Genomic DNA, 25,287 nt, shown 5'->3' on the forward strand with positions numbered 1-25,287 from the left:
CCCAAAACCACAAGCAAAAAAAGGCCACCCCGCTCATTTGCGGGGCAGCCTCGGGATATTACAGTAAAACTGGTTTAATGAATATCCTTCCAGAACTCTTTCTTAAGGAAATACGCAATAACAAAGAACACCGAAAGGAATAACAACGTCAGTATACCATAGAAAGTACGGTGTAACTGTGCAGGCTCTGCAACATAAACCAAGAAGCCAGTCAGATCACGTGCCAACTGATCATACTCACCCGGAGACATCTTGCCTGGCTCAACCAGTTTCAATGTTTTGGTGATATGGCCATGGCCGTCATCGTGCTCTTCCAGCTCCTGCATACCTTGCAGCTCAGCCAAGACATGAGGCATACCTACGTTAGCAAATACCATGTTGTTAACGCCCAAAGGACGTGAGTCATCGCGGTAAAAGCCTTTCAGGTAGCTGTAGATCCAGTCTCCGCCGCCACGAGAGCGAGCAATCAATGTCAAATCCGGAGGCGACGTACCAAACCAACGCGCAGAATCCTTTACAGGAATCGCGTTAGTCATCAAAGCACCCGGCTTATCAATCTCGTTATCTTCATCACGAGTGAAAATCAGAGACTTAATCGTCTCTTCATCCAAACCTAAATCCTGAGCAACACGATTGTAACGGCTGAACTTCAAAGAGTGACAACCCATGCAGTAGTTCGTGTAGAACTTAGCACCACGCGCCAGACTTAGCTTGTTATCAAGGTTAACGTTAGCATCTTGCAGCTCAACTTCACCACCTGCCGCATGAACTGCCGGTGATGCAGCAAAGCTCAATACCGCTGCAGCTAATAGTAATTTCAATGATTTCAAATTCATCCTGTTACCCTCGTTGGAACGTCCTTCTCTGCATTTGCTTTAGCTACAAACTTTGGCAACAACAGGGTTGTCGCAAGGTAAATAACCGGAATCAACATCATTTCCCAGAACAAGCCACGCTGATTTTCAGTGAAGCTTGGGTCCAATCGCAGGTAATCCCACAACAGCACTGGCACCAACAGAATCACAAACCACATTACATAGTTAGCTTGATGTGGGCGGCTGTGTACATAAGTCACCGCAAAGAATAGGAAGTAAATCTGCGTAGCACGCGTTCCTAACTCACGGAACTCATCGGTTACTGCCAATACACCCAAGAAGCCTAATACGATGAACGTAACAGCGAACCAAGTGATATTGATCAGGTGAGCCATGTTGCGGTAGCGGATTGATTTAATCGGGTTCTTATCCAACCAAGGCAGAACAAACAGCACTGCGATCGCGGCGAACATCGCCAGAGTACCATACCAAGGATCAGGTACTGCACGTAACACGGTGTAGAATGGTGTGAAGTACCAAACCGGTGCAATGTGCTCAGGCGTCTTCAGCGGATTAGCAGGCTCAAAGTTTGCATGCTCAAGGAAGTATCCACCACCTTCAGGCATAAAGAAGATAATCGCGAAGAATACAATCAGGAAGCCAACCACACCCACAATATCTTTCACTGTGTAGTAAGGATGGAAACGAATGCCGTCTAACGGAATGCCATTCTCATCTTTATATTTCTTGATCTCAACGCCATCTGGGTTGTTAGAGCCTACCGCATGCAGTGCAACGATATGAACAAATACCAGACCGACCAGAATCAATGGCACTGCCACAACGTGGAATGCGAAGAAACGGTTTAGAGTTGGATCAGAGATTACGAAGTCACCACGAATCGTCGTAGAAACCACATCACCAATAAATGGAATCGTGTTAAACAGGTTAATGATTACCTGCGCACCCCAGAAAGACATTTGGCCCCAAGGCAGCAAATATCCCATGAATGCTTCAGCCATCAGCGCCAAATAAATCAGCATACCGATCAGCCATACCAACTCACGAGGTCCTTTAAAGGAGCCGTAAATCAGGCCGCGGAACATGTGCAGATAAATAACGACGAAGAACATCGAAGCACCCGTAGAGTGCATATATCGAATAAACCAGCCACCTGGCACATCACGCATGATGTACTCAACGGAAGTAAACGCCATTGCGGCGTCTGGTTTGTAGTGCATAGTCAAAAATACACCAGTAACAATCTGCAATACCAAAATCAGCATTGCCAGCGAACCAAAGAAATAAAAGAAGTTAAAGTTCTTTGGTGCGTAATATTCAGCGATGTGCTTGTTCCACGTATCTGTCAGTGGAAATCGCGCATCAATCCAGTTTAATAATCCATTCATTAAGCCACTCCCCCATCTTCACCAATACGAACCAGAGTATCTGTCTTGTAATAGTAAGGTGGTACCACCAAATTGGTTCCGGCCGGCGATCCTTTCATGACGCGGCCTGCAAGGTCAAAGCGTGAACCGTGGCATGGGCAATAGAAGCCACCTACCCAGTCACTACCTAAATCTGCGGGTGCCACTTCAGGGCGGTACGTCGGGGAACATCCTAAATGCGTACAAATTCCAACCATTACAGCATATTTCTCGTTACGCGCACGGGTCGGGTTCTTTGCATACTCTGGCTGTTGAGAAACAACATCAGAATTCGGATCCTTCAGCTTAGGATCAACCGTCGGTAGAGATGCCAGCATCTCATCGGTACGATTAACAACCCAAACCGGCTTACCACGCCAGATAGTACGTACTAACTGACCCGGTTCAACTTTTGAAATATCCACTTCAACGGGAGCACCTGCGGCCAGTGCGCGTGCACTAGGAGTCAGGGAACCAATGAAAGGGATTGCTATCGCGCCAACACCTACTGCGCCAACAGCTGAGGTAGCACCGATAAGAAAACGTCTGCGTTTCTTATCCACTCCGGTATCTGCCATTATAAATTACTCCCAGATCTTAGAAACTTTGCCATTACTGTCGAAAACGGCTTAGGCATCGAAGACACGACGCCATTCAGAAACAGGCTCAGCAGCTGAATGTGGAGCCTGACAGCAAATCGAAGTATAGTCGCGTATGTTGACAGTAAGGTCAAGTCATAATGCCTGTTTCAACGTCTCCCGACTCTATTCCAATACAAGTTATATGGAACTTATTATAGACAATATTGCCCCCTGTGCTCGGCTCGCCGCTATTCAATAATTTTTACACAATAAATTACGCTTTTTTAGCGCGAAGTTACTCCGCTACTCTATAAGTTTCTGATATGCTCTGAGTAGATATAGGTTCTATATACACATTGGAGGAACAATATGACCACAGTAGAAAATGCGGACTTCACGCCCCTGTCAGACATAAAAATTAATCATGCTGACAATGAGGCCCCTATGCGTTGGCTGGAAAAAGGTTTCGAAGACTTTAAGAACAACTTGGGCCTTAGCTTACTGTACGGCGGTGTGATTGCTGCGATTGGTGCCATCCTGGCATTTTTCACCTCATCATCACCTAGCTTTATCCTCGGAGCCATCACCGGTTTCGTAATTGTTGGTCCTTTCGCCGCGATCGGCTTATACGATATGGCGCGTGAAATGGAGTTTGGCCGAAAGCCACAACTTCACCATGCTATCTCAGCACTTAGAAAGAATACTGGCACCCTGCTAGCGTTTGCCTTCGCGCTCGGCTTCCTGCATACCGTCTGGACTCGTTTAACTGGTCTACTGCTCGGCTTATTCTTTCAAGACCTGAACATCTCCCGTGGTAACTTATTTGAAGTGCTCAGCGAACCATCAAGCATTGTATTTTTAGCTCTCTTCTTATTGGTTGGCGCAGTAGTCGTAAGCTTTGCATTCGCGATTAGTGTTATCTCTATCCCTATGATCATGCACCGGGATGTTGACTTGGTAACCGCCGCTGCAACAAGCTTGCGCGTTGTGAAGACTAACCCACGTAAGATGTTCACTTGGGCCGCCATGATCGGCACCATTATGATGCTTGGAATGGCAACTGCTTTCCTTGGCCTTATCGTTGCCTTCCCTATCGTTGGTTATGCCAGCTGGCATGCTTACCGCGAGATGGTTGTTCGCCCTGATGAGTTAATTGCTAAGAACGGCCCTATTACTCACTAATAGCTAAGTTCAGCCCCATTAAAAAGGCCTCCGCATTGGGAGGCCTTTTTAATGCTTGGAGTAAATGGCTTACCTGCTTTTAACAACCATGTAATTGATCGCTTCAATCACCGCTTGATCACTCAAGGAAGGATTTCCGCCTTTAACCGGCATAGTTGCCTTACTGCTATCGCCGATCAATGCAGTGGTATACAGAACGCTCATACCCTGCTCAATGCGAGGCTCCCATGCCAGCTTATCACCAAGGATAGGTGCATTCGCTACACCATTTGCATGACACGCCATGCAAGAGGCCTGATACACCTTCTCACCTTCAGCCGTCGCGACCACAGACTCTACACTCACATCAGGAATCGTAGGCTTAGCAACCGCAGGAGCTGCTGCCACAGGCTCTGGTGCTGCAACGATAGCTACAGCCGGTGCTTCGGCTGGCGCAGCGCCGGCTTCTGCCACTTCAACATCCGCTAATGACAACATATGCATGATGGATGCGGTGATTTCTTCATCAGTAATGCTTGGATCACCACCACGAGGAGGCATGCCGCCTTTACCATTAATTGCACTGGTCACTAACGCCTTCATATCACTATTCAATCGAGCGACCCAATCTGCTTTAGCCGTGCTATCCAGCTTTGGTGCATTAGCCAAACCAATGGAGTGGCACACTGCACACACACCTTTTACGATCTCTTCACCAGAGCGCGCAGGAACATCAGCAACATCGACTTTAATAGCGACCGAGCCGATTGGCTTTAATGCAGCCACCATTTGTGGATCAACCACTTTCGCCTCAGGGGTTCCTTTAGGCGCCGGAGCAAACAAATAAAGCACACCGATAACCAGCACTGCTACAATCTGCACCCAAAAAAGCCGAGGTAATTTTTCATGAGAACCAGACATGGTTTCCTCCAGTTGTTTAATTAACAATTATAATATTGAACGACTAACAACCTGAATGCTAAGTGTTGTGACCATCAGGCAATCGTTTCAGATTTAACTTTATATACAAAAACATGACAATGAGCGCCATTAAAAACCATTGAATGGCATAACCGATATGCTTACCGATTTTGCCGTAATACGGCTGCCAGTCTCTTACAAACCCATGCTTATCTGCCGCATCCAGCTCAATTAATATTGGCGCCACCGGCTGCTTTAACTCACTGGCGATCACCGATGGCTCGAAAGCCTGCACCAGATGAGGATAGACATGAGCTTGTGTACTTTCACTAACAGCCAGCTGTATTGCATTGGATGGCTGCTTGATAACACCAAGGATTTCTATAGGGCTAGTATCAACCGCAATATCCGGAAACTGATCTCGTCGGCCCAAAATTGGAATCCAACCGCGATTAACCATCACAACCTGATTACTACCATCCAGCAAAAAAGGCGTTAGCACTTGATAACCCGGCTTACCATTACTGGTTTTATTATCCCAGAGGTATTGCCGTTCGTTATCGAACCGCCCCTGCAATGCCGCAGGCCGATAGACATCAGCAGGCAATTTATTAAAGTCGGCCTGGTTAATATTCAAGGGCGCACGACTCATTGCCACACTGACTTGCCGCTCTATTTCCCGCTTCTCTTCTGCCCGATCTAATTGCCATAACCCAAGCGAAATTAACACCGGAAATACCACTAGAAAAGTCAGCGAAGGAACCAGAGCAGGAGAAAAAACAAAAGACCCGATACGTAGTTTAGTCATATCACAATGAATTAAAACGAACCATCAGGTCGAATCCATCCCATCCAGAAACAAAATAGCAGGAATATAAACAAGGCGATTGAGGCACCGATACGCATGGTTAGTGCTTTCAACATGCGGCGTGAGCTTGTGCCATCTTTCATCATGTAATACAGCGCAGAACCTAAGCTATACAAAATGAACAAAAAGAAGCCCAACACTATAAGTTTAATCAAATGCCATCCTCACCGCTTAAAACAATTACCGGCAGTCACTTGTGACAGTGCCGCCGGCAATCCTGTATTGCTGTTAAATCGATTGATCAAACAAACCAGTAAACATAGATGAACAGTCCAAGCCAGACCACATCCACAAAGTGCCAGTACCAAGCAACCGCTTCAAAACCAAAATGATTTTCTGAGTTGAAATGGCCACGAATAACACGCATCAAAATGGTCACCAACATAATGGTTCCCAAAGTTACGTGCAAACCGTGGAAACCAGTCAGCATAAAGAAGGTACTACCGTAGACACCGGAAGTCATTTTCAGATTTAAGTGACCGTACGCCTCGCCATACTCCATGACCTGAAAACCAAGGAAGACAATACCGAGTAAAATCGTTGCAATCAGTCCGTAAATAATCTGCTTACGATTATTGTTGAGCAATGCCCAGTGTGCCCAAGTTAAGGTAGCACCACTAGCCAGCAGTAACATCGTGTTAAAGGCTGGGATTTGCCAAGCATGAATCAGACCACTTGGTACTGAGAATGCTTCAGGGTTTGGCATTTGGATCAGAGGCCAGACCGCTTTAAACTCAGGCCATAGCAACTTACCGGTCCAGAAGTTATTTCCCTCACCTGCAAGCCATGGCACGGAAAACTCACGCGCATAAAACAAGGCACCAAAGAATGCTGCAAAGAACATAACTTCGGAAAAGATAAACCAAGCCATACCGATCCGGAATGATTTATCTACCTGGGTATTATAAAAGCCAGACTCACTCTCATGAACAACCTGCCCCATCCAACCAAACACCATAAACAGGATAGTGGCCAAACCCAATACCATCAGTCCGGTAGCTAAGGCACTGCCATGCAGGGAACCTGCAAAACCACCCAGCAGTAACGCCATGCCAACAGAACCCACGATGGGCCAATAACTACCTTCCGGAACGTAATACTGTTCTTTAGACTGCATTGATTTCTCCTACACTCATCGACATCCGCAAATCAGACATCAGGTTGTATTCTAAAAAAGTTATACGACAGTGTGATGTTTTGAACATTTCCATCAAGAGACGGCTCAACCACAAACCGCACCGGCATTTCAACCGGTTGATAGGCTTTGAACTCCTGACGCGTAAAGCAAAAGCATTCCAACTTTTTAAAGTGGGTCGCAGCCTGACTGGGCGCCACACTGGGCACTGCCTGACCAACAATCATATCTTTGGAACGATTCTCAGCTAAAAAATACGCGGTATACACTTTGCCCGGCACCACTTCCATTTGAGGGGTTTTCGGGCGAAAGCTAATCGGAAAACCAGGGGCGACTGCTGCTGCAAAATCCACAAATACCGTGCGCGCTTCATCCACCTCATAACTTTCTGCAGTATCTTGATAGCTGCTGGTAGTGGTTCGCCCGTTAAAGCCGGTGACATCACACAGAATGTCATACAACGGCACTAAGGCGAAGGCGAAGCCAAACATGGCAATTGGGATAAAAATCAGCTTTAGCCAAAATCCCTTGGTAACCGGTTCGCGCATTTATTTACCTGACAAAATAAGTGTCAAAGAGAAGATCGCAATAGCGACTGCTGCGATTACCGCCGCTGTCACCATTGCTCCACGTTGCTTTCGTTGAATTTCTGACATCACTTATATTCTCAATGACCTGTGTGGCTAGATTCTTTAAGAATCAACTCACGTGGTGGCTCTTCGTTAAAGGTGTGGTAAGGCGCAGGTGTAGGCAATGTCCACTCCAGACCTTTAGCACTTTCCCAAACGCGTGCTTCTTTGACGACACGACCATTACGGATGCAATCCACAATGATGTAAGCCAGCAATAAGAAGGACAAACCAAACACGAAGCCACCGACACTAGCAATCAGATTGAAGTCAGCAAACTGTAGTGAGTAGTCAGGAATACGGCGTGGCATACCCGCTAACCCTAGGAAGTGCATTGGGAAGAACAACACATTCACTGACAGTACCGCCCACCAGAAGTGGATCGTTGCCAGCTTCTCGTTGTACATACGACCACACCATTTTGGCAACCAGTAGTAAACGCCAGCAATGATAGAGAACAGCGCACCCGTTACCAGTACATAATGGAAATGCGCCACCACGAAGTAGGTATCATGGTATTGAATATCCGCCGGTACGATACCCAGCATCAAGCCGGACAAACCACCGATAGTAAACAGGATTACAAAGGCCACCGCCCACATCATGGGGATTTCAAAGCTCAACGAGCCTCTCCACATGGTAGACACCCAGTTGAACACTTTCACACCAGTCGGAACGGAGATCAGGATCGTCGCATACATAAAGTACATCTGACCCGCAACCGGCATACCGGTTAGGAACATGTGATGTGCCCAAACTACGAATGATAGCACCGCAATTGAAGCCGTTGCATACACCATTGAGCTGTAACCAAACAATGGTTTACGCGAAAACGTCGGGATGATTTGCGAGATAATACCGAAGGCCGGCAAAATCATAATGTAAACTTCAGGGTGACCGAAGAACCAGAAAATATGCTGGAACATAACCGGGTCACCACCACCTGCTGCATCAAAGAAGCTAGTACCGAAGTTACGGTCAGTCAGCATCATTGTTACCGCACCGGCCAATACTGGCATCGCTGCAATCAGCAGGAAGGCTGTGATAAACCAAGTCCAAACGAACAATGGCATATCCATTAGCTTCATGCCGCTAGCACGCATATTCATTACAGTCGCAATGATATTGATCGCACCCATGATGGATGAGAAACCCAACATGTGAATAGCAAAGATGAAGTAGTCAGTACTTTGTGGCGCAAACGTTGTAGACAACGGTGCGTAGAACGTCCAACCAAAGGCCGGTCCGCCACCTTCCATAAACATAGTGCTCATTAACATGGCACCTGCAAATGGCAGAATCCAGAAGCTCCAGTTATTCATGCGGGGTAACGCCATATCCGGTGCACCAATCATGGTAGGAATCTGAATATTCGCCAAGCCCACAAAGGCCGGCATGATCGCACCAAATACCATAATCAAACCATGCATGGTCGTCATCTGGTTAAAAAACTGTGGCTCTACAAACTGCAATCCCGGCATAAATAATTCAGCACGGATAACCATCGCCATCGCACCACCAATCAGCAGCATAATGAATGCAAACCAAAGATAGAGGTAACCGATGTCTTTGTGGTTGGTTGTTTTTACCCACCGCATTAAGCCTGGCTCAGGTCCATGATGATGATCGTCATGTGCATGATTCTGGATGTCGGCTTCAATATCAGTTGTCGTTGTTGCCATGTTACTGCCTCCTTATCGTGCAGACTTAATTGTTGCAGGTTGAACAATTTCGTTGGTGTTATTGCCGAACGCGTTACGCTCGTAAGTCACCACCGCCGCAATGTCACTATCGCTCAGCTGCTTGCCAAACGCTTGCATCGCAGTCCCACTTTTACCGTTGAGAATGATATCGATATGAGCAGCCATGTTTTCCGTTTTAGTCGTAATTGGACTGCCTGCCATCGCAGGGAACGCACCAGGTACACCAGCACCTGTCACACCGTGACAAGCGGCACAGTTAGTACTGTAAACCTTTTGACCCTGAACCATCAGCTCTTCCTTAGACCACTCACGATCACCGGAGGCAGCTGCAGCAGCGGCAATAGCCTTCTGCTCATCGACCCAAGCGGCATAATCTTCCTGAGACTTCACTTCAACCACAATTGGCATAAAGCCGTGGTCTTTTCCGCAAAGCTCAGTACATTTACCACGATACACACCAGGCTCTTCGATATAAGCCCAAGAGTCATTGATAAAGCCCGGATTCGCATCCTGCTTTACACCCAGTTCACGCACCCACCAAGAGTGGATTACATCGTTAGAGGTCATTAAGAAACGAATTCGCTGATTGACTGGCAGCACCAGTCGGTTATCAACGTCTTGTAAGTAGTGTTCATCTGTTGCACGCACAGCCGCATTGTTGATTCCGTCGCGGCTTTTCTGTGTCAGATTACTGAAGAAGCTAATATCATGATCTAAGTATTCATACTGCCACTTCCACTGATAGCCAGTGATCTTCACTGTCATGTCCGCTTTTTCAGTATTCTCAAGGTCGATCAATACTTTAGTGGCAGGCACGGCAATAGCGATCAGGATAGCCAGTGGAACCAGCGTCCAAATCAACTCAATGGTCGTGCTTTCATGAAAGTTGGAGGCGACTGCGCCTTTAGATTTGCGGTGATAGATCATCGAATAGATCATGACACCAAATACAATAACCGCGATTCCCACACACACCCAGAAGATGGTCATGTGTAAGCCGTAGATATCTCGGCTAATGGGGGTTACCCCTTCCGGGAGATTCAAACCGTATTCAGCAAACACTGTGCTTGGCAACATAAGCAGCGGCAAGATCAGTGTTTTGAATAAGGTCGCGATGAATCGGTTATTCAACATATAGCCTCCTCCAATGTCGATAGTTCCCCAGTCCGCAAGCGAACCGCGGAGAATCGAAAAGTTTAAAATTTAGTTTTAAACAGGTGTTTGAGAGCGCTTCAGCTGCCGATAAACCAATTAAATTTATGTGTGTATTGACCTTTTTATAGTGCTATCAGGCTACTCACACAACGCCACAATCTAATCAAATCGGCATTAAAGCCATTCAGTAATTGAAGAACAGTCTACAGTCAAGTTCGAAAATATACTAGTATGAATAAGAAAATCTAAACCCAAATAATTGGTCAGTAAAAATGCTAAGCACCGTCATCTCAAGTAGTTATTGCCAATCGTCATAATGTTTATGATATAAATCGCCCTCACGCGATAAAAAACGACGAATATTCCAAGGCAATTCTATGAGCAACCCACGTCAAAGTTTCCGACGCCTACTGCAATTTACAGTGGTATTAGCCCTCTGCGTCATTATTCTTGGCGCTTATACCCGACTCTCCGATGCTGGCTTGGGCTGTCCGGACTGGCCGGGTTGTTATGGTCATTTGGTCGGTGTGCCGGATGAACTGCCCCATGATGAGTTTGATCGCCCGCTGGAAACCGACAAAGCTTGGAAGGAAATGATCCATCGCTACCTTGCGGGCATATTGGGACTGGCTGTACTCGCCATTTTTATCTTTGCCGTTGCCAAGCGTAAACAACTCCAGCAAAGCGTACTGCTCCCAACCTTATTACTGTGTACCGTTATTTTTCAGGCCTTGCTTGGCATGTGGACGGTGACTCTATTACTGAGCCCCGTGATCGTTACTGCGCACTTGATTGGTGGTTTTACCACGCTATCGCTGACTTGGTTATTGCTGCTCAACCAATCTCGCGACACCAATGCTCCCGGTCCGGATACCAGCATGGGCTTACGCTTTTGGGCAGCCATTGGCTTTCTCTTATTAGTTGGGCAAATATTCCTCGGCGGCTGGACCAGCACTCACTACGCAGCGCTGGCGTGTGGAACGGACTTCCCAACCTGCATGAGCCAGTGGTGGCCAACCATGGACTTTGATAGCGCCTTCCAATTCGTTCATCACACTGGTGTTGATTATGAATTTGGAACACTGGAAAGCCCTGCTCGCACAGCCGTTCAGGTCACCCACCGAATAGGCGCACTAATCGTCGGCACCTACTTAATCGGCTTATTCCTATTATTGCTAGTTCAACCCCAGCGCAAATTCGCCGGCTTGGCAGGAATTCTGCTACTGGTGCTGGCCACACAGATCACACTAGGTATTCTGAATGTGGTGATGGCGCTGCCATTAAGTATTGCAGTCGCACATAATTTGGTTGCTGCCTTGTTACTACTAACCGTCATCACGATTAACCACCGCAGCTGGTTTCGTGTCGCAGCACCCGATAAAAGATAGGAACTAAAAAGCAGATACGCTAGTATCTAGTCGCTAACAATGGAGAGGAAACAATAACAATGGCACCTGCCAAGAAAACATTACTGACAATGATTTTTGTATTTGTCGCACCGATCGTCATCGGTAGCGTCATGTTTATGAACGCAGAACGCCTTGGTATGGATACCTCGACTGTTAACTATGGTCAATTAGTACAGCCTCCCGTCAATATCAGCACTGATGGCGTCACCCTTGATGGCCAGCCGGCTGATCCGGAGAATTTAGCGCGTAATCAATGGACGTTGCTGTATCTTAATCAAGCAGAATGTGGGGACGCTTGCCGCGCCCGTTTGGATTTACTCAAGCGTATTCGCCTGTTAACCAATGAAGATATGCGCCGGATTCGGACCGTTTCAGTCGGTGATACGCCCTGGACGGATACCGACGCGCTGAAGAACGCCTACCCTGATTTGATGCTCGCTGAACTAAGCGATGCACCCGATAATTTCCTGAAGCAATTCCCTAAACAGGATGAGCACCCCATTTATCTGATTGACCCACTTGGAAATTTAATGATGTATTATGTTGGTGAAGTGCCAGACATCAAAGGCATCATGAAAGATTTCAAACGTATTCTTAAGTACTCTCAAATTGGTTAATCGATGAATCCTGCTCGCCCTACCCTGAAAGACTTCCTGAAGCTTTGTAAACTCAAAGTCGTCGCACTCATTATGCTGACGGCAGTGGTTGGCATGTTTATGTCCACTACAGGCCTGCCGCCAATGCATTTAGTGATACTGGCTTCCATCGGAATCGCGCTTGCGTCATGCTCAGCTGCGGTGTTTAACCATGTCATCGATCAACGCATCGATACCATTATGCATCGCACCAAAAAGCGCCCATTGCCTGAAGGCAAGGTCAATACCAAGCAAGCGATTGCGTTTGGCGTATTGATTGGGGTTATTGGTATCGGCATTTTAGCCATTGGCGTGAATCTGTTGACTGCGGTACTTACCTTTTTCGCACTGATCGGCTATGCGGTGATTTACACCATGTACCTGAAACGTGCGACGCCACAGAATATCGTGATTGGTGGCGCAGCGGGTGCCGCTCCACCAATTTTAGGCTGGACTGCAATCACCAACTCGGTGGATTTAGGCGCATTGCTACTGTTTTTGATTGTGTTTATTTGGACGCCGCCACACTTTTGGGCGCTCGCTATTCACCGCCATGAAGAATATGCCAAGGTCGATGTACCAATGCTGCCAGTGACACACGGCCTGCCATTCACCCGCCTGCAGATTCTGCTGTACACCATTATTCTGTTTATCGTGACACTGATGCCTTATCTGGTCGGCATGAGCAGCCTGATTTACTTGGTTGGCGCAGTCGTGCTAGGCGGTGGCTTTCTTTACTACGCAGTTGAAATGCTAAGAACACCGGGTAACGACAAGCTACCCATGAAAACCTTTGGCTACTCGATAAACTACTTAATGGCCTTATTTGTGATTTTGCTGGTCGACCATTATTTCCCGCTACATCTTAATCAACTGGTTTGAGACAAGGAGACATGCACCATGGAATTTCTTAATGCAATCAAGAGCGTAATGGCGGCCTTTATCGGGGTGCAGAAAAAGAAAAACCTGGAGGATGACTTTGCTAAATCCAGTGCAACGCCGTTTATTGTGGCAGGGCTAATCATGGTGGTGGTGTTTGTTTTGGTCGTTTATACCGTCGTGCAGGTGGTGCTGAGCTAAGCATTATGGCTTAGCGCTCACCAAGTCATAACCATCACGTGACGCTAACTCAGTAGCAAGTTTCGATCGCCGACCCGTGCCACATCTTCATCCTGATGCGTGATCAACAAGACGGTTTTGTTGGTTGCTTTTGCAGTCTCTCGCACCCAGTCATTAGCAATTAAGCGCGTCGTGGCATCCAGCTCGGCAAAGGGCTCATCCAGCAACACAATCGGCTCAGGCCTTAATAGCGTGCGCAAAATAGCAATGCGCTGACGCTGGCCGCCGGATAATTTAAGCGGCGACTTATCCAACTGATCGCTGACTTCTAATACCTCGGCTGCTACTCTAATCCGCTGCTCAATATCATCACTCACTAATCCAAACTGCAAATTCTGCCAAACACTTAAATGCTCAAACAGATTATGCTCCTGAAACAGCATACTGACAGGACGCTGAGTTACTTTAAGTGGCGCAATGGACCGGCCATCCCAGCGGATATCACCTTGATCGACCGCTTCAAAACCGGCAATGGCATTCAGTAAAGTCGTTTTACCAACCCCGCTGCGCCCTTGAATCGTGAGGATTTCGCCAACGTCTACCGTGAAGTTATATTTCAGCGCCACTTCTTTCCAGCGCACCTCTAAATGATCAATTTCCAGCATGCTGACGACTCCGTTCAAAATACAGTACGATCATGGCGCACATAATGAGTAACACTGCTGACGCCAGCGAAGCATCTGCCATGCGATAGGTGCCGGCTAAGCGGTAAATTAACCAAGGCAGTGTCATCCAATCATCATTACCAAAGATAGCGAAGACGGCCACATCACCCATGGCAAACAGCAATACCAGTGAAAAGCTAAACCACAGCGTGCTTTTGATCCATGGATACTCAACTTTTAGTCGCGCCCAACCAGTAAGCTTCAGGGAATCTGCCAAGCGATAATACTGCTGATCAAACTGTAATAAACGCGGCCGTAAATGCTGGGTCGCAAACGGCGTAATGACAACGGCATTAAGCAGCACCACGAACAACATACCCCAATGATCCAGATCAATTCGCCTTAATAGAAACACATATAAGCCCACTGATAGCACCATCGCAGGCGCTAACAAGGTGTGCATGCCTAGCCATTCGTAGGTTAGCTGTCGCTTTACCTTTCCGGCCATGGCTGCTTGACGCAAAGGAATTAAGCTACCATAGGACAGCGCCAAAGCCAGCAGCGCGCTAATTAACGCCGCCAGCAAAGTCACCAATGCAGGCTGCGCAATCGACCATGCATTGAACGTTTTCCAGTTCATCTCGCTAATACCCGGAATAAGCGCCAGCATGGGCAGCAGCAAAATACACCACATCGTGCCATATAACAGCGCATTCCAAAGCTTCATGAGCGGCGAGGCTTCCGGTACCCAGCGACGGGAAACGGTTTCTACCGATAACCAGTTAGCTGAACCCCAGCGTGAAACTATCACATACAGCAGGCTTGTAATGGCAAATTGTACCCAAGCCAAGGCCAGCACCTCAGGAATATTAAAATCGTACTTCAACGCCTGATACATAGCGACTTCCAACGTTGTCGCCTGCGGCCCACCACCTAAAGCCAGCACCACACCAAAACTGTTAAAACACAGCACCGCAATAAACCCAAACATCCGCAGAAACGTCGCGCGCAAGCTGGCCACCTCCACAAAGCGCAACCGCTGCCAGCGGTTTAACTTAAGTTGTGCAGCCAGCTTCCAACTGGTATCGGGAATATTGTTCATTTGCTGATACAGCGCGCGCACGGCAAAAGGTAGATTTAGATAGACGTGAGCAATTAAGATGCCGTGCAAACCATACAGACTCCAACTTTCCGGCAAACCATCGATTAGCAAGCCAGAGCGCCCCAATAGCACGACTAAACCGGTAATTAGTACCAGCGTCGGTATGATGAAACACAATAGGCACAGGCTTAAAAAGCCCGCTTTAAAGGGAAGTTTTGGGGAGTAATAAAGCGCGCGCGCCACCGGCCAAGCCAGTAACACCGAGAGCAAGGCACTGAGCACCGCCTGCTTTAAAGAGAAGCCCAGAATTGACCAAAAGTAAGAATCGTGTAATAAGGCCCAATCAGCGCTATTTCCACCATCAAAACCGATCAGGCCATAGAATGATAGCGTAGTCACTGACACTAAAAACAACACACTGAGTTTGCCGAAAAACTCCGTCATAACACTACTGGCTCGGGCGTAAAGCGGCGATTATAGAACATGCCAAAGGAACATACTATGCAGCAACACTGGCAGGCCCGAATCAATAACGCGCTACAGCAAAATTACCAGTGGACGGCTTTTGCAAAAGGTAGCAGTAATCAGTTGTTTAAGGGCATTAATCAAGACTCTGCAAACGCTCCTGTGCTAATTGCCAGAATTAATGGAGCGAATGCGATTACGCCTGGGGTTAATCGGCGTCGTGAATCGGTATTGCTGGATGAGTTAAAGCACTTTAAATGGGCACCGCAGATCATTCGCAATGCGCCTGAGGAAGGCTGGTGTGTGATGCGTTGTTATGAGCCGCTTATTGCGAAGTCATTAACGGCACCTCAGCAACAACAGTTATTAGCAGCGATTGCAGAGCTGCAAAGCATTCAACCGTATAATCCAGATGGCTTACTTACTATTGATTACCATCAGTTGATGCTGGAAAACTACCAATCGCTGGCGGTACAACTTAATGATCGTGAGGCGTTAGAACAGATTGCAGTATTTGAACGGGGTTTATTTGGATTACCTAAGCTACCACTCTGCTTAGTGCATCATGACTTACATATGGGAAATCTGGCGCTCAATACCAACACCAAAAGCACCTTCTCTGAAAGCGCCACGCACGAACAAATCCCTGAGATCAGCTCTCTAAAGTCAGATGAGCAAGTGATTATTTTAGATTGGGAATATGGCGGACTAGGAAATGCATGGTTTGATGCTGCCGCCATGCATCGCTTTCTTAAGGTCTCACCGGAGGATTTAATAAAACTTCCGGCCTTCAGCACATTTAATACCGAAGCCTTTAATCATGGACTCAATGCGGCCATCAAACTCAGTGAAACGATTGATGCACTTTGGTATTGGGCCAGAGAAATAAACCAACAGTGTGAATAAGACCCAACCACCGTGGAGCTGAAACCATGACAGATAGCATATAAACAACACTCACTAAATGATTAGACTCTCTAGCAATCCAAAAAATACAAACCTAACAACTAACAACTAACAACTAACAACTAACAACTAACAACTAACAACTAACAACTAACAATTATTCAACCAGCGATCGTTCACCAATGCGCTGCAAATTTTCATCGCGCATTTCAACCAGTACCGAGTCGCCACCCTTATTCACCCGAAACTCGCCAAAGCGTGCAGCTTCAAACAGCTTCGCCTGCCCTTCCTGAAAAAAGAATGCATTGGTGGCAAACTTCACCTGCCCTTTACGCAAGCGATAACGCATCCGCACTTCGCCATTATTCAACGCAGAAAGGTCATCCAACCGCACAAAGCGCCCCACCCCTTTTTCATCCGGCTTAAGAATCACAAAGCCATTGATCTGCTTGCTGCTAAGAATTTGATCTTGCGCTTCTGAGGCGACCGCAAAGCGCAGTGCCATATAATCACCCTGCATTAGCGAGCGCGGATCAACCGGCGCTAACTGCAAAATGACACTATCACCTTTGGTAACCAGCATCTCACGTGAATAAATCGAATAATTCACCACTGCCAGAACGACAAGACCAATTAAAATCACCCATAATTTACGCATCAGTCTGCTCCACTCGTGGCCATAAACGATGCAGAACCTGACGCACCAGCAACAAACCTAATCCACTAAAAAACAGCAAAATCGACTTATATAACAAGGTCAAATGAAGCAGGTAATAAAACTGTGAAACGAATGCGACGACGGTCACCAAGCCAATTCCGGTAATAATATTATTACCATGCGCAAAGCCCAGTAGCACCAACGTTACACCAATGGTAATTCCCGGAGCTTGTGCGCCAATCAAACCAAACACTATTGCCAAACCAATCGCGGCAATACCCACCCGCCCCGATAGAGATAAGCGCTCACGCTGTAACAACACGACAACTACCGCGACTAAAACAACGCCAAGCAATAAGCCCGACAACCATTCGCCCCACTCACCGCCGAGTGCTCGAATGCCAAACACCTCTTGCCAGAAATGTCCTTCATTCCAAAAATAATTCTGTGTGAGCAAGTGTGCGACACTCACCAATACCAACGCATAGCCCAGCGCCCGCGACTGCTCACCAAAGCGCGCCCAGTGAAATTCTTTTAGCCAGACCACCGATGCGCCAGCCATTAACAGCACTAATGTAAACGGAAACAATCCATATTGATTGCTTAAGAATGCCAGCGAACCCACACCAATCACCGCCGACCACACTCGGTGCAAATAATTTGGTACCAGCAAAAACAATACCGTATGCAAAGCAACTAATATGAGTGCCACCCAACGCACTTGATAGACAAAGTCTTTCACGCTATCGAACAGGTTAAGCCCTCTCATGGCGCTGTAAATTAGCAACGATTGCCCAGCTAAACTCACGGCGAAGGCAAATTGCTCAGTGAAATCATTGTGCTTAACGGCGCGATACATGACGACCGCCAGCGAACAGGCCGCAATGCCCATTACCGTAGCGGCAACAACCGAGTCCATAACCAGTGCAAAGCCACTAAACAAAGCACTCAGCAGAAAAATCGCCCCAACCCAGCCAGCAATACCCAACATAGTGCGTACATACCACGGGGCATTATCTTCAGTTTCAGGCGGCTCTGCGCCCTGCACTAATTGATGGCTTAATAAGGTGTTCCAGAGTTTCATGGTTGATGACTGCTTCATGTCTGTGCCTCATTCACAATGCGCTTTAACCACACCGCCCCCATTGCCGAAAAGCCAATCACCGTTAAACTAATAATTAACAAGCCGGCTACGTTATCCAGCACGCCATGGAACAGCATGCGGCCAATCGCCACATTCAATACGGCTACAACGGATAACACACCAATCGCTAACACATATACATCCAGCACTTTACGGCGATACCAGAAATAAGCGGCGGCCATCCAAGCCAGCCAAGCAATGATACCGACCATAAATCGCGTCCAGCCATCATCAACCAGCACTAAGATGGCGATTGATGTGATGAGACCACAGCTAACAGTTGCCAATAAACGCGTCATCCAGCGCAGACTGCGGCGGCTTTGCCCTTGAGCAATCACCCATTCCCAGACGATCAAGGCACAGGTATTAATCACAAACAAGATCCACAACAGCTGCTCAACGCCCGACCACCAATTAAACCAGCGTCCGAAGGTATCGAAATACAGCACGAGGGAGAGATTCACCAGTAGCAGCCACAATACCCACAAGCCATCGAAGCGCCCAAGCAAAGTCCATGGCAGAATCAATAAGGCCCAAATAGTGAATAATTCATAGGTATCAGCCCCGGTTTGATAGGTTTGACCGATTAAAGCCAGCAATACCCCTACAAACACCGAGGCCATCATTAGCGCCACTCGTCCGGATATTTTCTCCAAACCCAGCCACCAAACAGCCCCCATCGAAATCACAATTAGCGCTTCAACCAACAAAAAGCGGGTGAAGCGCCCGAGGTTTTCCCAGTTATAAGCAAAGAAGAATATGACACCGCAGACCGTGAGCAACCCACCCAAGCCCAGTAGCAACATATCCAGAAAACGTCGCCAGTCCGTCTGGCTGGGCACCGCATCGCCAAGCCGCATTGCGCGAGGCAAGTCGGCTGCCGATATTTGTGCTTGTTCAGCCCATTCCAGCAGAAGCTGGCGATTGCTTTTTCTCATAACTGGCGATCCCCCATGATCGCAGTCTTACTCGTAACTGTGCTCTGGCCCCGGGAAGCTACCATCTCTCACTTGCTCAACATATAACTTGAGCGCCGCTTGAATATCGCCATCGGTATCTCTCAGGAAGTTTTTAACGAACTTCGCAGGACGTCCAGGCCATAAGCCCATCATGTCGTGCCAGACCATAATCTGGCCATCGGTCTTCGCGCCTGCACCGATTCCAATCACCGGAATGCGTAGCGCTTTAGTAATACGTTGACCAAGGTCTTCCGGGACGCATTCCAGCAATAAAACACTGGCACCCGCCTCTTGCAGCGTCAGCGCTTCAGTCACCATGGTTTGCGCCGCATCCGGGTCACGCCCCTGCACCGAGTAACCACCTAAATGATTCACCGACTGTGGCGTTAAGCCCATGTGTGCACAGACCGGAATACCACGCTCAGACAGTAAATGCGTGGACTCAGCCAGCCAAGCGCCGCCTTCCAGCTTCACGATATGCGCGCCTTCACTCATCAATACCGCTGCATTTTTCAGGCTGACGTCTTCTGAGTAGTAACTCATAAAGGGCATATCCGCCATAATCATACTGCCCACATTGCCACGTCGTACGCAGCGAATGTGGTAAGCAATATCTTGTATGGTGACTGGCAGGCTGCTGTCATGACCCTGAATAACCATTCCCAGTGAATCCCCAACCAGAATGACTTCAACGCCGGCCTTGCTGGTCGCATAAGCCGAGCAATAGTCATAAGCCGTGAGACAACTAAACTTCTCACCGGCAGCTTTCAACTTGGCTAGCGTCTTGATTGTGACCGCTTGTGGTGAATTGTGAACTGACATAGCGCGCTCTCCGCGAAATTACCAAAGGGTCATCATAACAAATCTGTAGTTCAACCATAGAACAGTTTGCCCAAATGCCCCCACTGAATCAGACTATTTACGGCGCAAGCCTAAAACCAGTCCCAGACCAGCCATTGCAGCAGAAGATAAGTTAGCCGTGATAAAGTTTTTCAAGCCGCCAAGGTGTGGCGAAACCCAGGCAATCATGTTGTTGTAGACGCCTTCAAAGCTATCCCAATTCACATTGATAATGCCATTGTATTGCAGCAGGAAAAGCGCGATAAACAGCGTGCCTGCGGCGAAAAATAAGACTTTAAGAAAGGTACGAGCTGCAAATCCAATTGCAAAGCCGACGAAGAAACTAAACCCCATATAGGCCGCTAAGGCGACCCAATTACCCGCTTCGATGGTTTGTTGTGGTTCCATTATTATTATCCAAACGAAAATATTCATCCGAATACTAGCGCGTTCAGATATAATTTTCCCCTTTTTCAGACAGGCATGATGCTTTGACAGATTCACCAAGACGCTACTGCGTGGCCCCAATGCTCGACTGGACCGACCGCCATGAGCGTTATTTTCTCCGATTAATCAGCAAACATGCCTGGTTATATACCGAAATGGTCACCACGGGTGCGCTCATTCATGGAGATAATGAGCGTTACTTAAAATTTGATCACCAAGAGCAACCAGTTGCATTACAATTAGGCGGCAGCGATGTTCAAAACATGGTCACTTGCGCGAAAATGGCGGAAGATTTTGGCTATGATGAAGTGAATATCAATGTCGGTTGCCCGAGCGACCGGGTCCAAAAAGGCGCATTTGGTGCGTGTTTGATGGCCGAACCACAGCTGATTGCTGACTGTGTTAGTGCGATGCAAAACGCTGTATCGATTCCGGTAACGGTTAAAAACCGGATTGGAATTGATGATCAAGATGAGGAAACCAGCTTACGACACTTTATCGACGTTGTATCTGAAGCCGGCTGCAAGACCTTTATCGTACACGCTCGCAAAGCGTGGTTAAAGGGGCTCAGTCCGAAGCAAAATCGCGACGTACCGCCCCTGAACTACCCGCTGGTGTACCAGATCAAGCAAGAAAACCCCGATCTGGAAATTATCATCAATGGTGGTATTACTACGTTGGACGAATGTAAAAACCATCTACAATTTGTCGATGGGGTTATGGTTGGCAGGGAAGCCTATCACAACCCATTTCACTTGATCGACGTAGATGCAATGGTATATAACGACCGCCGCCCTACAAAAACCCGACTGGAGATTTTGGATCAATATATCGAATATGTGGAAGCACAAATTGCTGACGGTGTCTTTTTAAAGCACATGACGCGCCATATATTAGGTTTATTCCAAGGCCAAACGGGTGCTAAAGCTTGGCGCCGCCACATTAGCGAACAAGCGCATAAACCAGGGGCCGGTATTGAAGTGCTGCGTGAAGCAGCCAGCTATATCAATGAATCGGAGTAATTCATGATTTTATTTGCGAAACGGGACAGCCACGATACGGAGGCGCTAAGTTTGACCAAGCGCTTCTCCGATAAACTTAGTCATTACCTCAGCACCAACCCTTATCCAAACAATGAACTGCCTAATGAAGCCATCGATATTCAGGCTTGTTATGCACTGTGTGGAGATACTGATCATCAGGCTAGCCCTGACGATATCGACGCACTTCGTCAGACTATTTCAGCCTTGATGATTGCTTATGAGTCGCGCACTAGCCATTGGCTGGAGCCAGAGCAAGTGGCATTGGCGCTACTGAGATTTCACGCAGAACACCAGGCAAAGACGTTGCGCAAACAAGAGTCTTTCGGCTTTGCGGATGAAAACGCCCTACTCACTGCTAATAAACATGACTCCATACTGCACTTGGCGTTACTGGCTGATGCACTAGGGCTTAAACAATTCCAAGTCGGCCATAGCCAAGCTGATGATGCTTCAGACTCTGCCGCCTGCAAACGTACGCTCAATGTATTGCTGGATGATACCTGCATGCAAGAGATCGAAGCATTTGGCCGTGAGCTACGCGATGACTGCAAGCAAGCGATGCTGGAACAAGGCGCGGATGCTGAGCATTTAAAAGCCTCTTGGCAATTGCGCTTGCGCTATACCGACGCAGATACCAGCTTGCTATTAAAATGCATGCCGATCGAAATGTTACGCGACGTGTTTGAAAAGCAGCACGCACAACGTTTTGGACCAATTGATGGCAACCAGGCCATTCTGATCGAAGCGCTGGAAGTTGAAGTTAGAAAAGAGCCGGCGGACGCATTAGATCTGCCCACGAACAACCCTTATCCCAACCAGTATTTATCAGCTTGGACTGCAACAGAGACCGAACAAGGTACACTCTGGCAACGCAATGAAACTAAAATAGCCAAAACGCCTTGGCTGGATTGCAAAATACTGCAGGAAATTTTATCGCCCTGCGTCGCAAACTCAACGGATGCCACGGTGCATGGATATTTGATAAAAAACTTTGAAAAAGAAGTTGACGCAAATCCAAAGCATCCTTAGAATACGCCGCTCAACTATTCCTCAGTAGCTCAGTTGGTAGAGCAGTTGACTGTTAATCAATTGGTCGCAAGTTCGAGTCTTGCCTGAGGAGCCATATTTTAAAAGCCTGTCAAAGCAATTTGATGGGCTTTTTTTATGGCCGCTATTTCCAGATCAATAAGCCCCAGTTTAAAAAATTCAAAAATTACACTAAGTAGTAGTTGACGATAAACCAAAGCATCCTTAGAATACGCGGCTTCACTATTCCTCAGTAGCTCAGTTGGTAGAGCAGTTGACTGTTAATCAATTGGTCGCAAGTTCGAGTCTTGCCTGAGGAGCCATATTTAGAAAAAGCCCGCTAGAGCAATCCAGCGGGCTTTTTTGTGCCTGCAATAAATTACCGTGCCGCTTGCGACTTCATGTAATCATCATTAATCTTTTCCGCACGCTGATAAGCCGGACGCGCATGCAAGCTGCCAAGATACTCTTCATAGATTGGCTGCATTTCAATCGTGCCAAATAAAATACCCCAGCCGATATTCGCGCCAATATACACATCCGCCGCAGTAAACTGCTCACCACAGATATAGGGTCCGGGCTCTAATGCCAGCGGCAATACATCACGAGTTTGTGCAAAAGTGCCAAAGCCGACACTCATTTCCTTGCCCGTTGGCACTTCCCAGCCCATCGACTGTGCAGTCACTGCCTGCTCAACAGGCCCTGCTGCGAAAAACAGCCAACGATAATAATTCGCGCGGGCCAAGTCATTATCTGGCGGCGCTAAGCCCTGCTCCGGAAAGCGATCAGCCAGATACGCACAGATAGCAGAGGTTTCAGTCACCACCACATCGCCGTGTTTTAGTGCGGGCACTTTGCCCATCGGGTTAATCGCATGAAATTCGGGTGCTTTCATGGTCGTGGCGTAATCGAGCCAAACGGTCTCATACGGCAAGCCAAGCTCCTCCATCATCCAGTGGACGATGCGACCGCGTGATTGCGGATTTGTGTAGAGAATCAGGTCACTCATAGGTGAATCCTCCTTGGTGGTGTAAAAAATTACAACAGAGTCATTCTAACCATTACCAAACTGACACACAATGAGGTACGTAACAGGGTTATGTAGACCATTCGTTTCTGAAATAATCCGCTGTTGGCATAAACCCACCCAAACAACGAGTAAACCCCATGTCTGTATCCACACGCTATCTCGCCTTAGTGCTTGGTCTGCTGTCTTGTATCGGCCCATTGTCGATTGATATGTACCTACCTGCACTACCCGCTATCGAAACCGACCTCAACGCCGACACCAGCGCGGTACAAATGACGCTAACCGCGTACTTTATGGGTTTTGGTATCTCACAACTGTTCTACGGGCCGTTATCGGATCAGATTGGCCGCAAAAAGCCGCTCTACATTGGCTTGACCATTTTCATTATCAGTAGCATCGGTTGCTTTCTGGCACCAACGATTGAATGGCTAACTATCATGCGCTTCGCACAGGGCCTTGGCGGTGCAGTAGTGATGGTGATTCCTCGCGCAATTATTCGTGATACACAAACCGGCGTCGCAGCCACTCGCATGATGGGTATGGTCATGATGGTGATCAGCATCTCCCCAATGCTGGCACCATTAGCTGGAAGTGCAGTACTCGCATTTGGTGGATGGCATTATATCTTCGCGCTACTGGCCGTTTTAGCGGTATTCAGCGTACTACTCACCAGCTTTGGACTTCCTGAAACCCTGCATGAAACCGACAAAGTAAAATTCAACATCGGAAACTTCGTAAAGGGGTCGCGTATCCTGCTAACCGACGGCTACTTTATGGGATTAACGCTGATTGGCGGATTCGCCTTAGCGAGTTTCTTCGTGTTTATTGCCAGCGCATCCTTCGTGTACACCGGTCAATTCGGGCTATCACCTGCTGGATTCGGCTTAGCGTTTGCATTGAATGGCTTTGGGTTTTTCCTAGCGACTCGCTTAGCCGCTCCAATCAGCGAACGAATCGGCACAGAGCGCATGATTAGATTAGCCGTTTCAGGCTCCGCCGCTGTTACATTGGCACTGCTCGCATTATGTTTCGCAGGCCTTGGAATGCTCACCGTTATCGTAAGCTTCCTATTCGTATCAACCGCCTGCCTAGGCTTAGTCATCCCAAGCACCATGGTACTAGCACTCGACAAACACGGACACATCGCCGGACTCGCCTCATCACTCGGCGGCACCATCCAAATGTTCGTTGGCGGCGCAATGATCGCTGTCGCAAGCCCCTTCTTCAACGGCACCGCCACACCAATGATCGGTGCAATTGCTCTATGTAGCGTATTCACCCTACTACTAGCCCTGCGCACATTGCCCGGCAGCAGCGCACCAGTGTTAGCAACTGAAGAATAAGTCCCAGTAAAAACCAAGCTCAAAAACCAATCCAAAATCTAAATCGGCGAGGGATTCACTCCTCGCCGACCTTGCTTACAAAATACTCGCGCATCAAACCTCAAACAAATCTACAAATCTACAAATCTACAAATCTACAAATCTACAAATCTACAAATCAG

Annotated in this window: 27 protein-coding genes and 2 tRNA genes; 11 read left to right on the forward strand and 18 right to left on the reverse strand. The window is 47.7% G+C overall.

The window, feature by feature from the left end; genetic code table 11:
* Window positions 1-74: 74 nt before the first annotated feature.
* Genes LEUMU_RS0112295 through petA form a run of 3 tightly spaced genes read right to left on the reverse strand, consistent with a single transcriptional unit; the run spans window position 75 to window position 2,820 of the window.
* Window positions 75-836 carry a cytochrome c1 gene (locus tag LEUMU_RS0112295; RefSeq protein ID WP_022952586.1) on the reverse strand — a complete coding sequence of 254 codons (762 nt, stop codon included), beginning with the start codon at window positions 834-836 and terminating at the stop codon, window positions 75-77.
* Window positions 833-2,224, reverse strand: coding sequence for a cytochrome b (locus LEUMU_RS0112300; RefSeq protein ID WP_022952587.1), 1,392 nt, complete (start codon window positions 2,222-2,224; stop codon window positions 833-835). Before LEUMU_RS0112300 ends, LEUMU_RS0112295 begins: the two co-directional genes overlap by 4 nt.
* Window positions 2,224-2,820 carry a ubiquinol-cytochrome c reductase iron-sulfur subunit gene (gene petA / locus LEUMU_RS0112305; protein ID WP_022952588.1) on the reverse strand — a complete coding sequence of 199 codons (597 nt, stop codon included), beginning with the start codon at window positions 2,818-2,820 and terminating at the stop codon, window positions 2,224-2,226. The genes LEUMU_RS0112300 and petA overlap by 1 nt, the downstream gene beginning before the upstream one ends.
* A gap of 372 nt (window positions 2,821-3,192) precedes the next feature.
* Here petA and LEUMU_RS0112310 point away from each other — a divergent pair, with 372 nt between their 5' ends.
* Entirely contained in the window at window positions 3,193-4,005 is an 813-nt protein-coding gene (locus LEUMU_RS0112310) for a DUF2189 domain-containing protein (RefSeq protein ID WP_022952589.1), read from the forward strand.
* A 69-nt stretch (window positions 4,006-4,074) separates the two neighbouring features.
* On the opposite strand, the gene LEUMU_RS25885 is transcribed toward LEUMU_RS0112310, so the two are convergent.
* From LEUMU_RS25885 to coxB, 7 genes are all read right to left on the reverse strand, one after another.
* Window positions 4,075-4,905 carry a c-type cytochrome gene (locus LEUMU_RS25885; RefSeq protein ID WP_022952590.1) on the reverse strand — a complete coding sequence of 277 codons (831 nt, stop codon included), beginning with the start codon at window positions 4,903-4,905 and terminating at the stop codon, window positions 4,075-4,077.
* A 58-nt stretch (window positions 4,906-4,963) separates the two neighbouring features.
* Window positions 4,964-5,713, reverse strand: coding sequence for an SURF1 family protein (locus tag LEUMU_RS0112320; RefSeq protein ID WP_022952591.1), 750 nt, complete (start codon window positions 5,711-5,713; stop codon window positions 4,964-4,966).
* A gap of 11 nt (window positions 5,714-5,724) precedes the next feature.
* On the reverse strand, window positions 5,725-5,928 hold the full coding sequence (locus tag LEUMU_RS0112325; protein ID WP_022952592.1) for a twin transmembrane helix small protein: 204 nt from the start codon (window positions 5,926-5,928) through the stop codon (window positions 5,725-5,727).
* Window positions 5,929-6,014: 86 nt separating this feature from the next.
* The gene (locus tag LEUMU_RS0112330) at window positions 6,015-6,890 is read right to left on the reverse strand and encodes a cytochrome c oxidase subunit 3 (RefSeq protein ID WP_022952593.1); all 876 of its coding nucleotides are present in this window, start codon (window positions 6,888-6,890) and stop codon (window positions 6,015-6,017) included.
* Between the two features lie 32 nt (window positions 6,891-6,922).
* Window positions 6,923-7,456: a cytochrome c oxidase assembly protein gene (locus tag LEUMU_RS0112335; protein ID WP_022952594.1), complete on the reverse strand. Its 534-nt coding sequence runs from the start codon at window positions 7,454-7,456 to the stop codon at window positions 6,923-6,925.
* Between the two features lie 119 nt (window positions 7,457-7,575).
* Window positions 7,576-9,219 carry a cytochrome c oxidase subunit I gene (gene ctaD / locus LEUMU_RS0112345; RefSeq protein ID WP_022952596.1) on the reverse strand — a complete coding sequence of 548 codons (1,644 nt, stop codon included), beginning with the start codon at window positions 9,217-9,219 and terminating at the stop codon, window positions 7,576-7,578.
* A gap of 12 nt (window positions 9,220-9,231) precedes the next feature.
* The gene (coxB, locus tag LEUMU_RS0112350) at window positions 9,232-10,374 is read right to left on the reverse strand and encodes a cytochrome c oxidase subunit II (RefSeq protein WP_022952597.1); all 1,143 of its coding nucleotides are present in this window, start codon (window positions 10,372-10,374) and stop codon (window positions 9,232-9,234) included.
* Between the two features lie 398 nt (window positions 10,375-10,772).
* On the opposite strand from coxB, the gene LEUMU_RS0112355 reads away from it, so the two are divergent.
* From LEUMU_RS0112355 to LEUMU_RS0112370, 4 genes are read left to right on the forward strand one after another with little or no spacing between them, the layout of a single operon-like run.
* The gene (locus LEUMU_RS0112355) at window positions 10,773-11,783 is read left to right on the forward strand and encodes a COX15/CtaA family protein (protein ID WP_022952598.1); all 1,011 of its coding nucleotides are present in this window, start codon (window positions 10,773-10,775) and stop codon (window positions 11,781-11,783) included.
* 59 nt (window positions 11,784-11,842) lie between these two features.
* Window positions 11,843-12,421, forward strand: coding sequence for an SCO family protein (locus LEUMU_RS0112360; RefSeq protein WP_022952599.1), 579 nt, complete (start codon window positions 11,843-11,845; stop codon window positions 12,419-12,421).
* Between the two features lie 3 nt (window positions 12,422-12,424).
* On the forward strand, window positions 12,425-13,321 hold the full coding sequence (cyoE, locus tag LEUMU_RS0112365) for a heme o synthase (RefSeq protein WP_022952600.1): 897 nt from the start codon (window positions 12,425-12,427) through the stop codon (window positions 13,319-13,321).
* A gap of 18 nt (window positions 13,322-13,339) precedes the next feature.
* Window positions 13,340-13,519 (forward strand): DUF2970 domain-containing protein, encoded by a 180-nt coding sequence (locus tag LEUMU_RS0112370; protein WP_022952601.1) that lies wholly within the window; start codon window positions 13,340-13,342, stop codon window positions 13,517-13,519.
* A 44-nt stretch (window positions 13,520-13,563) separates the two neighbouring features.
* On the opposite strand, the gene LEUMU_RS0112375 is transcribed toward LEUMU_RS0112370, so the two are convergent.
* Window positions 13,564-14,163 (reverse strand): ATP-binding cassette domain-containing protein, encoded by a 600-nt coding sequence (locus LEUMU_RS0112375; RefSeq protein WP_022952602.1) that lies wholly within the window; start codon window positions 14,161-14,163, stop codon window positions 13,564-13,566.
* Window positions 14,150-15,709, reverse strand: a complete 1,560-nt coding sequence (locus LEUMU_RS0112380; RefSeq protein ID WP_022952603.1) for an ABC transporter permease family protein — start codon at window positions 15,707-15,709, stop codon at window positions 14,150-14,152. Before LEUMU_RS0112380 ends, LEUMU_RS0112375 begins: the two co-directional genes overlap by 14 nt.
* Window positions 15,710-15,766: 57 nt before the next feature.
* Between LEUMU_RS0112380 and LEUMU_RS0112385 the strand changes: the two genes are divergently transcribed.
* Window positions 15,767-16,636, forward strand: coding sequence for a phosphotransferase family protein (locus LEUMU_RS0112385; protein WP_022952604.1), 870 nt, complete (start codon window positions 15,767-15,769; stop codon window positions 16,634-16,636).
* A 157-nt stretch (window positions 16,637-16,793) separates the two neighbouring features.
* On the opposite strand, the gene LEUMU_RS0112390 is transcribed toward LEUMU_RS0112385, so the two are convergent.
* The 5 genes from LEUMU_RS0112390 to LEUMU_RS25895 form a co-directional block, all read right to left on the reverse strand.
* A complete protein-coding gene (locus LEUMU_RS0112390; protein ID WP_022952605.1) occupies window positions 16,794-17,294 on the reverse strand; it encodes a GDYXXLXY domain-containing protein in 501 nt (166 codons plus the stop codon).
* Window positions 17,287-18,396, reverse strand: coding sequence for a DUF4401 domain-containing protein (locus tag LEUMU_RS0112395; RefSeq protein ID WP_022952606.1), 1,110 nt, complete (start codon window positions 18,394-18,396; stop codon window positions 17,287-17,289). Before LEUMU_RS0112395 ends, LEUMU_RS0112390 begins: the two co-directional genes overlap by 8 nt.
* Complete coding sequence (locus tag LEUMU_RS25890) at window positions 18,393-19,376, reverse strand: DUF2157 domain-containing protein (RefSeq protein WP_022952607.1); 984 nt, start codon at window positions 19,374-19,376, stop codon at window positions 18,393-18,395. The genes LEUMU_RS0112395 and LEUMU_RS25890 overlap by 4 nt, the downstream gene beginning before the upstream one ends.
* Before the next feature lie 27 nt (window positions 19,377-19,403).
* Window positions 19,404-20,219 (reverse strand): 3-methyl-2-oxobutanoate hydroxymethyltransferase, encoded by an 816-nt coding sequence (gene panB, locus LEUMU_RS0112405; protein WP_022952608.1) that lies wholly within the window; start codon window positions 20,217-20,219, stop codon window positions 19,404-19,406.
* A 93-nt stretch (window positions 20,220-20,312) separates the two neighbouring features.
* Complete coding sequence (locus tag LEUMU_RS25895; protein WP_022952609.1) at window positions 20,313-20,645, reverse strand: FUN14 domain-containing protein; 333 nt, start codon at window positions 20,643-20,645, stop codon at window positions 20,313-20,315.
* A gap of 119 nt (window positions 20,646-20,764) precedes the next feature.
* Between LEUMU_RS25895 and dusA the strand changes: the two genes are divergently transcribed.
* The 4 genes from dusA (at window position 20,765) to LEUMU_RS0112430 (ending at window position 23,076) form a co-directional block, all read left to right on the forward strand.
* The gene (dusA, locus tag LEUMU_RS0112415) at window positions 20,765-21,706 is read left to right on the forward strand and encodes a tRNA dihydrouridine(20/20a) synthase DusA (protein ID WP_022952610.1); all 942 of its coding nucleotides are present in this window, start codon (window positions 20,765-20,767) and stop codon (window positions 21,704-21,706) included.
* Window positions 21,707-21,709: 3 nt separating this feature from the next.
* Window positions 21,710-22,756, forward strand: coding sequence for a hypothetical protein (locus LEUMU_RS0112420; RefSeq protein WP_022952611.1), 1,047 nt, complete (start codon window positions 21,710-21,712; stop codon window positions 22,754-22,756).
* A gap of 18 nt (window positions 22,757-22,774) precedes the next feature.
* Window positions 22,775-22,850 (forward strand) — tRNA-Asn (locus tag LEUMU_RS0112425).
* A gap of 150 nt (window positions 22,851-23,000) precedes the next feature.
* A tRNA-Asn gene (locus LEUMU_RS0112430) sits at window positions 23,001-23,076 on the forward strand.
* 56 nt (window positions 23,077-23,132) lie between these two features.
* Here the strand turns inward: LEUMU_RS0112430 and LEUMU_RS0112435 are convergent.
* Complete coding sequence (locus LEUMU_RS0112435) at window positions 23,133-23,762, reverse strand: glutathione S-transferase family protein (protein WP_022952612.1); 630 nt, start codon at window positions 23,760-23,762, stop codon at window positions 23,133-23,135.
* Window positions 23,763-23,920: 158 nt separating this feature from the next.
* On the opposite strand from LEUMU_RS0112435, the gene LEUMU_RS0112440 reads away from it, so the two are divergent.
* On the forward strand, window positions 23,921-25,126 hold the full coding sequence (locus LEUMU_RS0112440; protein ID WP_022952613.1) for a multidrug effflux MFS transporter: 1,206 nt from the start codon (window positions 23,921-23,923) through the stop codon (window positions 25,124-25,126).
* The last annotated feature ends 161 nt before the right edge of the window (window positions 25,127-25,287 follow it).

It is taken from the genome of Leucothrix mucor DSM 2157 (assembly GCF_000419525.1).
GTDB classification, from domain to species: Bacteria; Pseudomonadota; Gammaproteobacteria; order Thiotrichales; family Thiotrichaceae; genus Leucothrix; species Leucothrix mucor.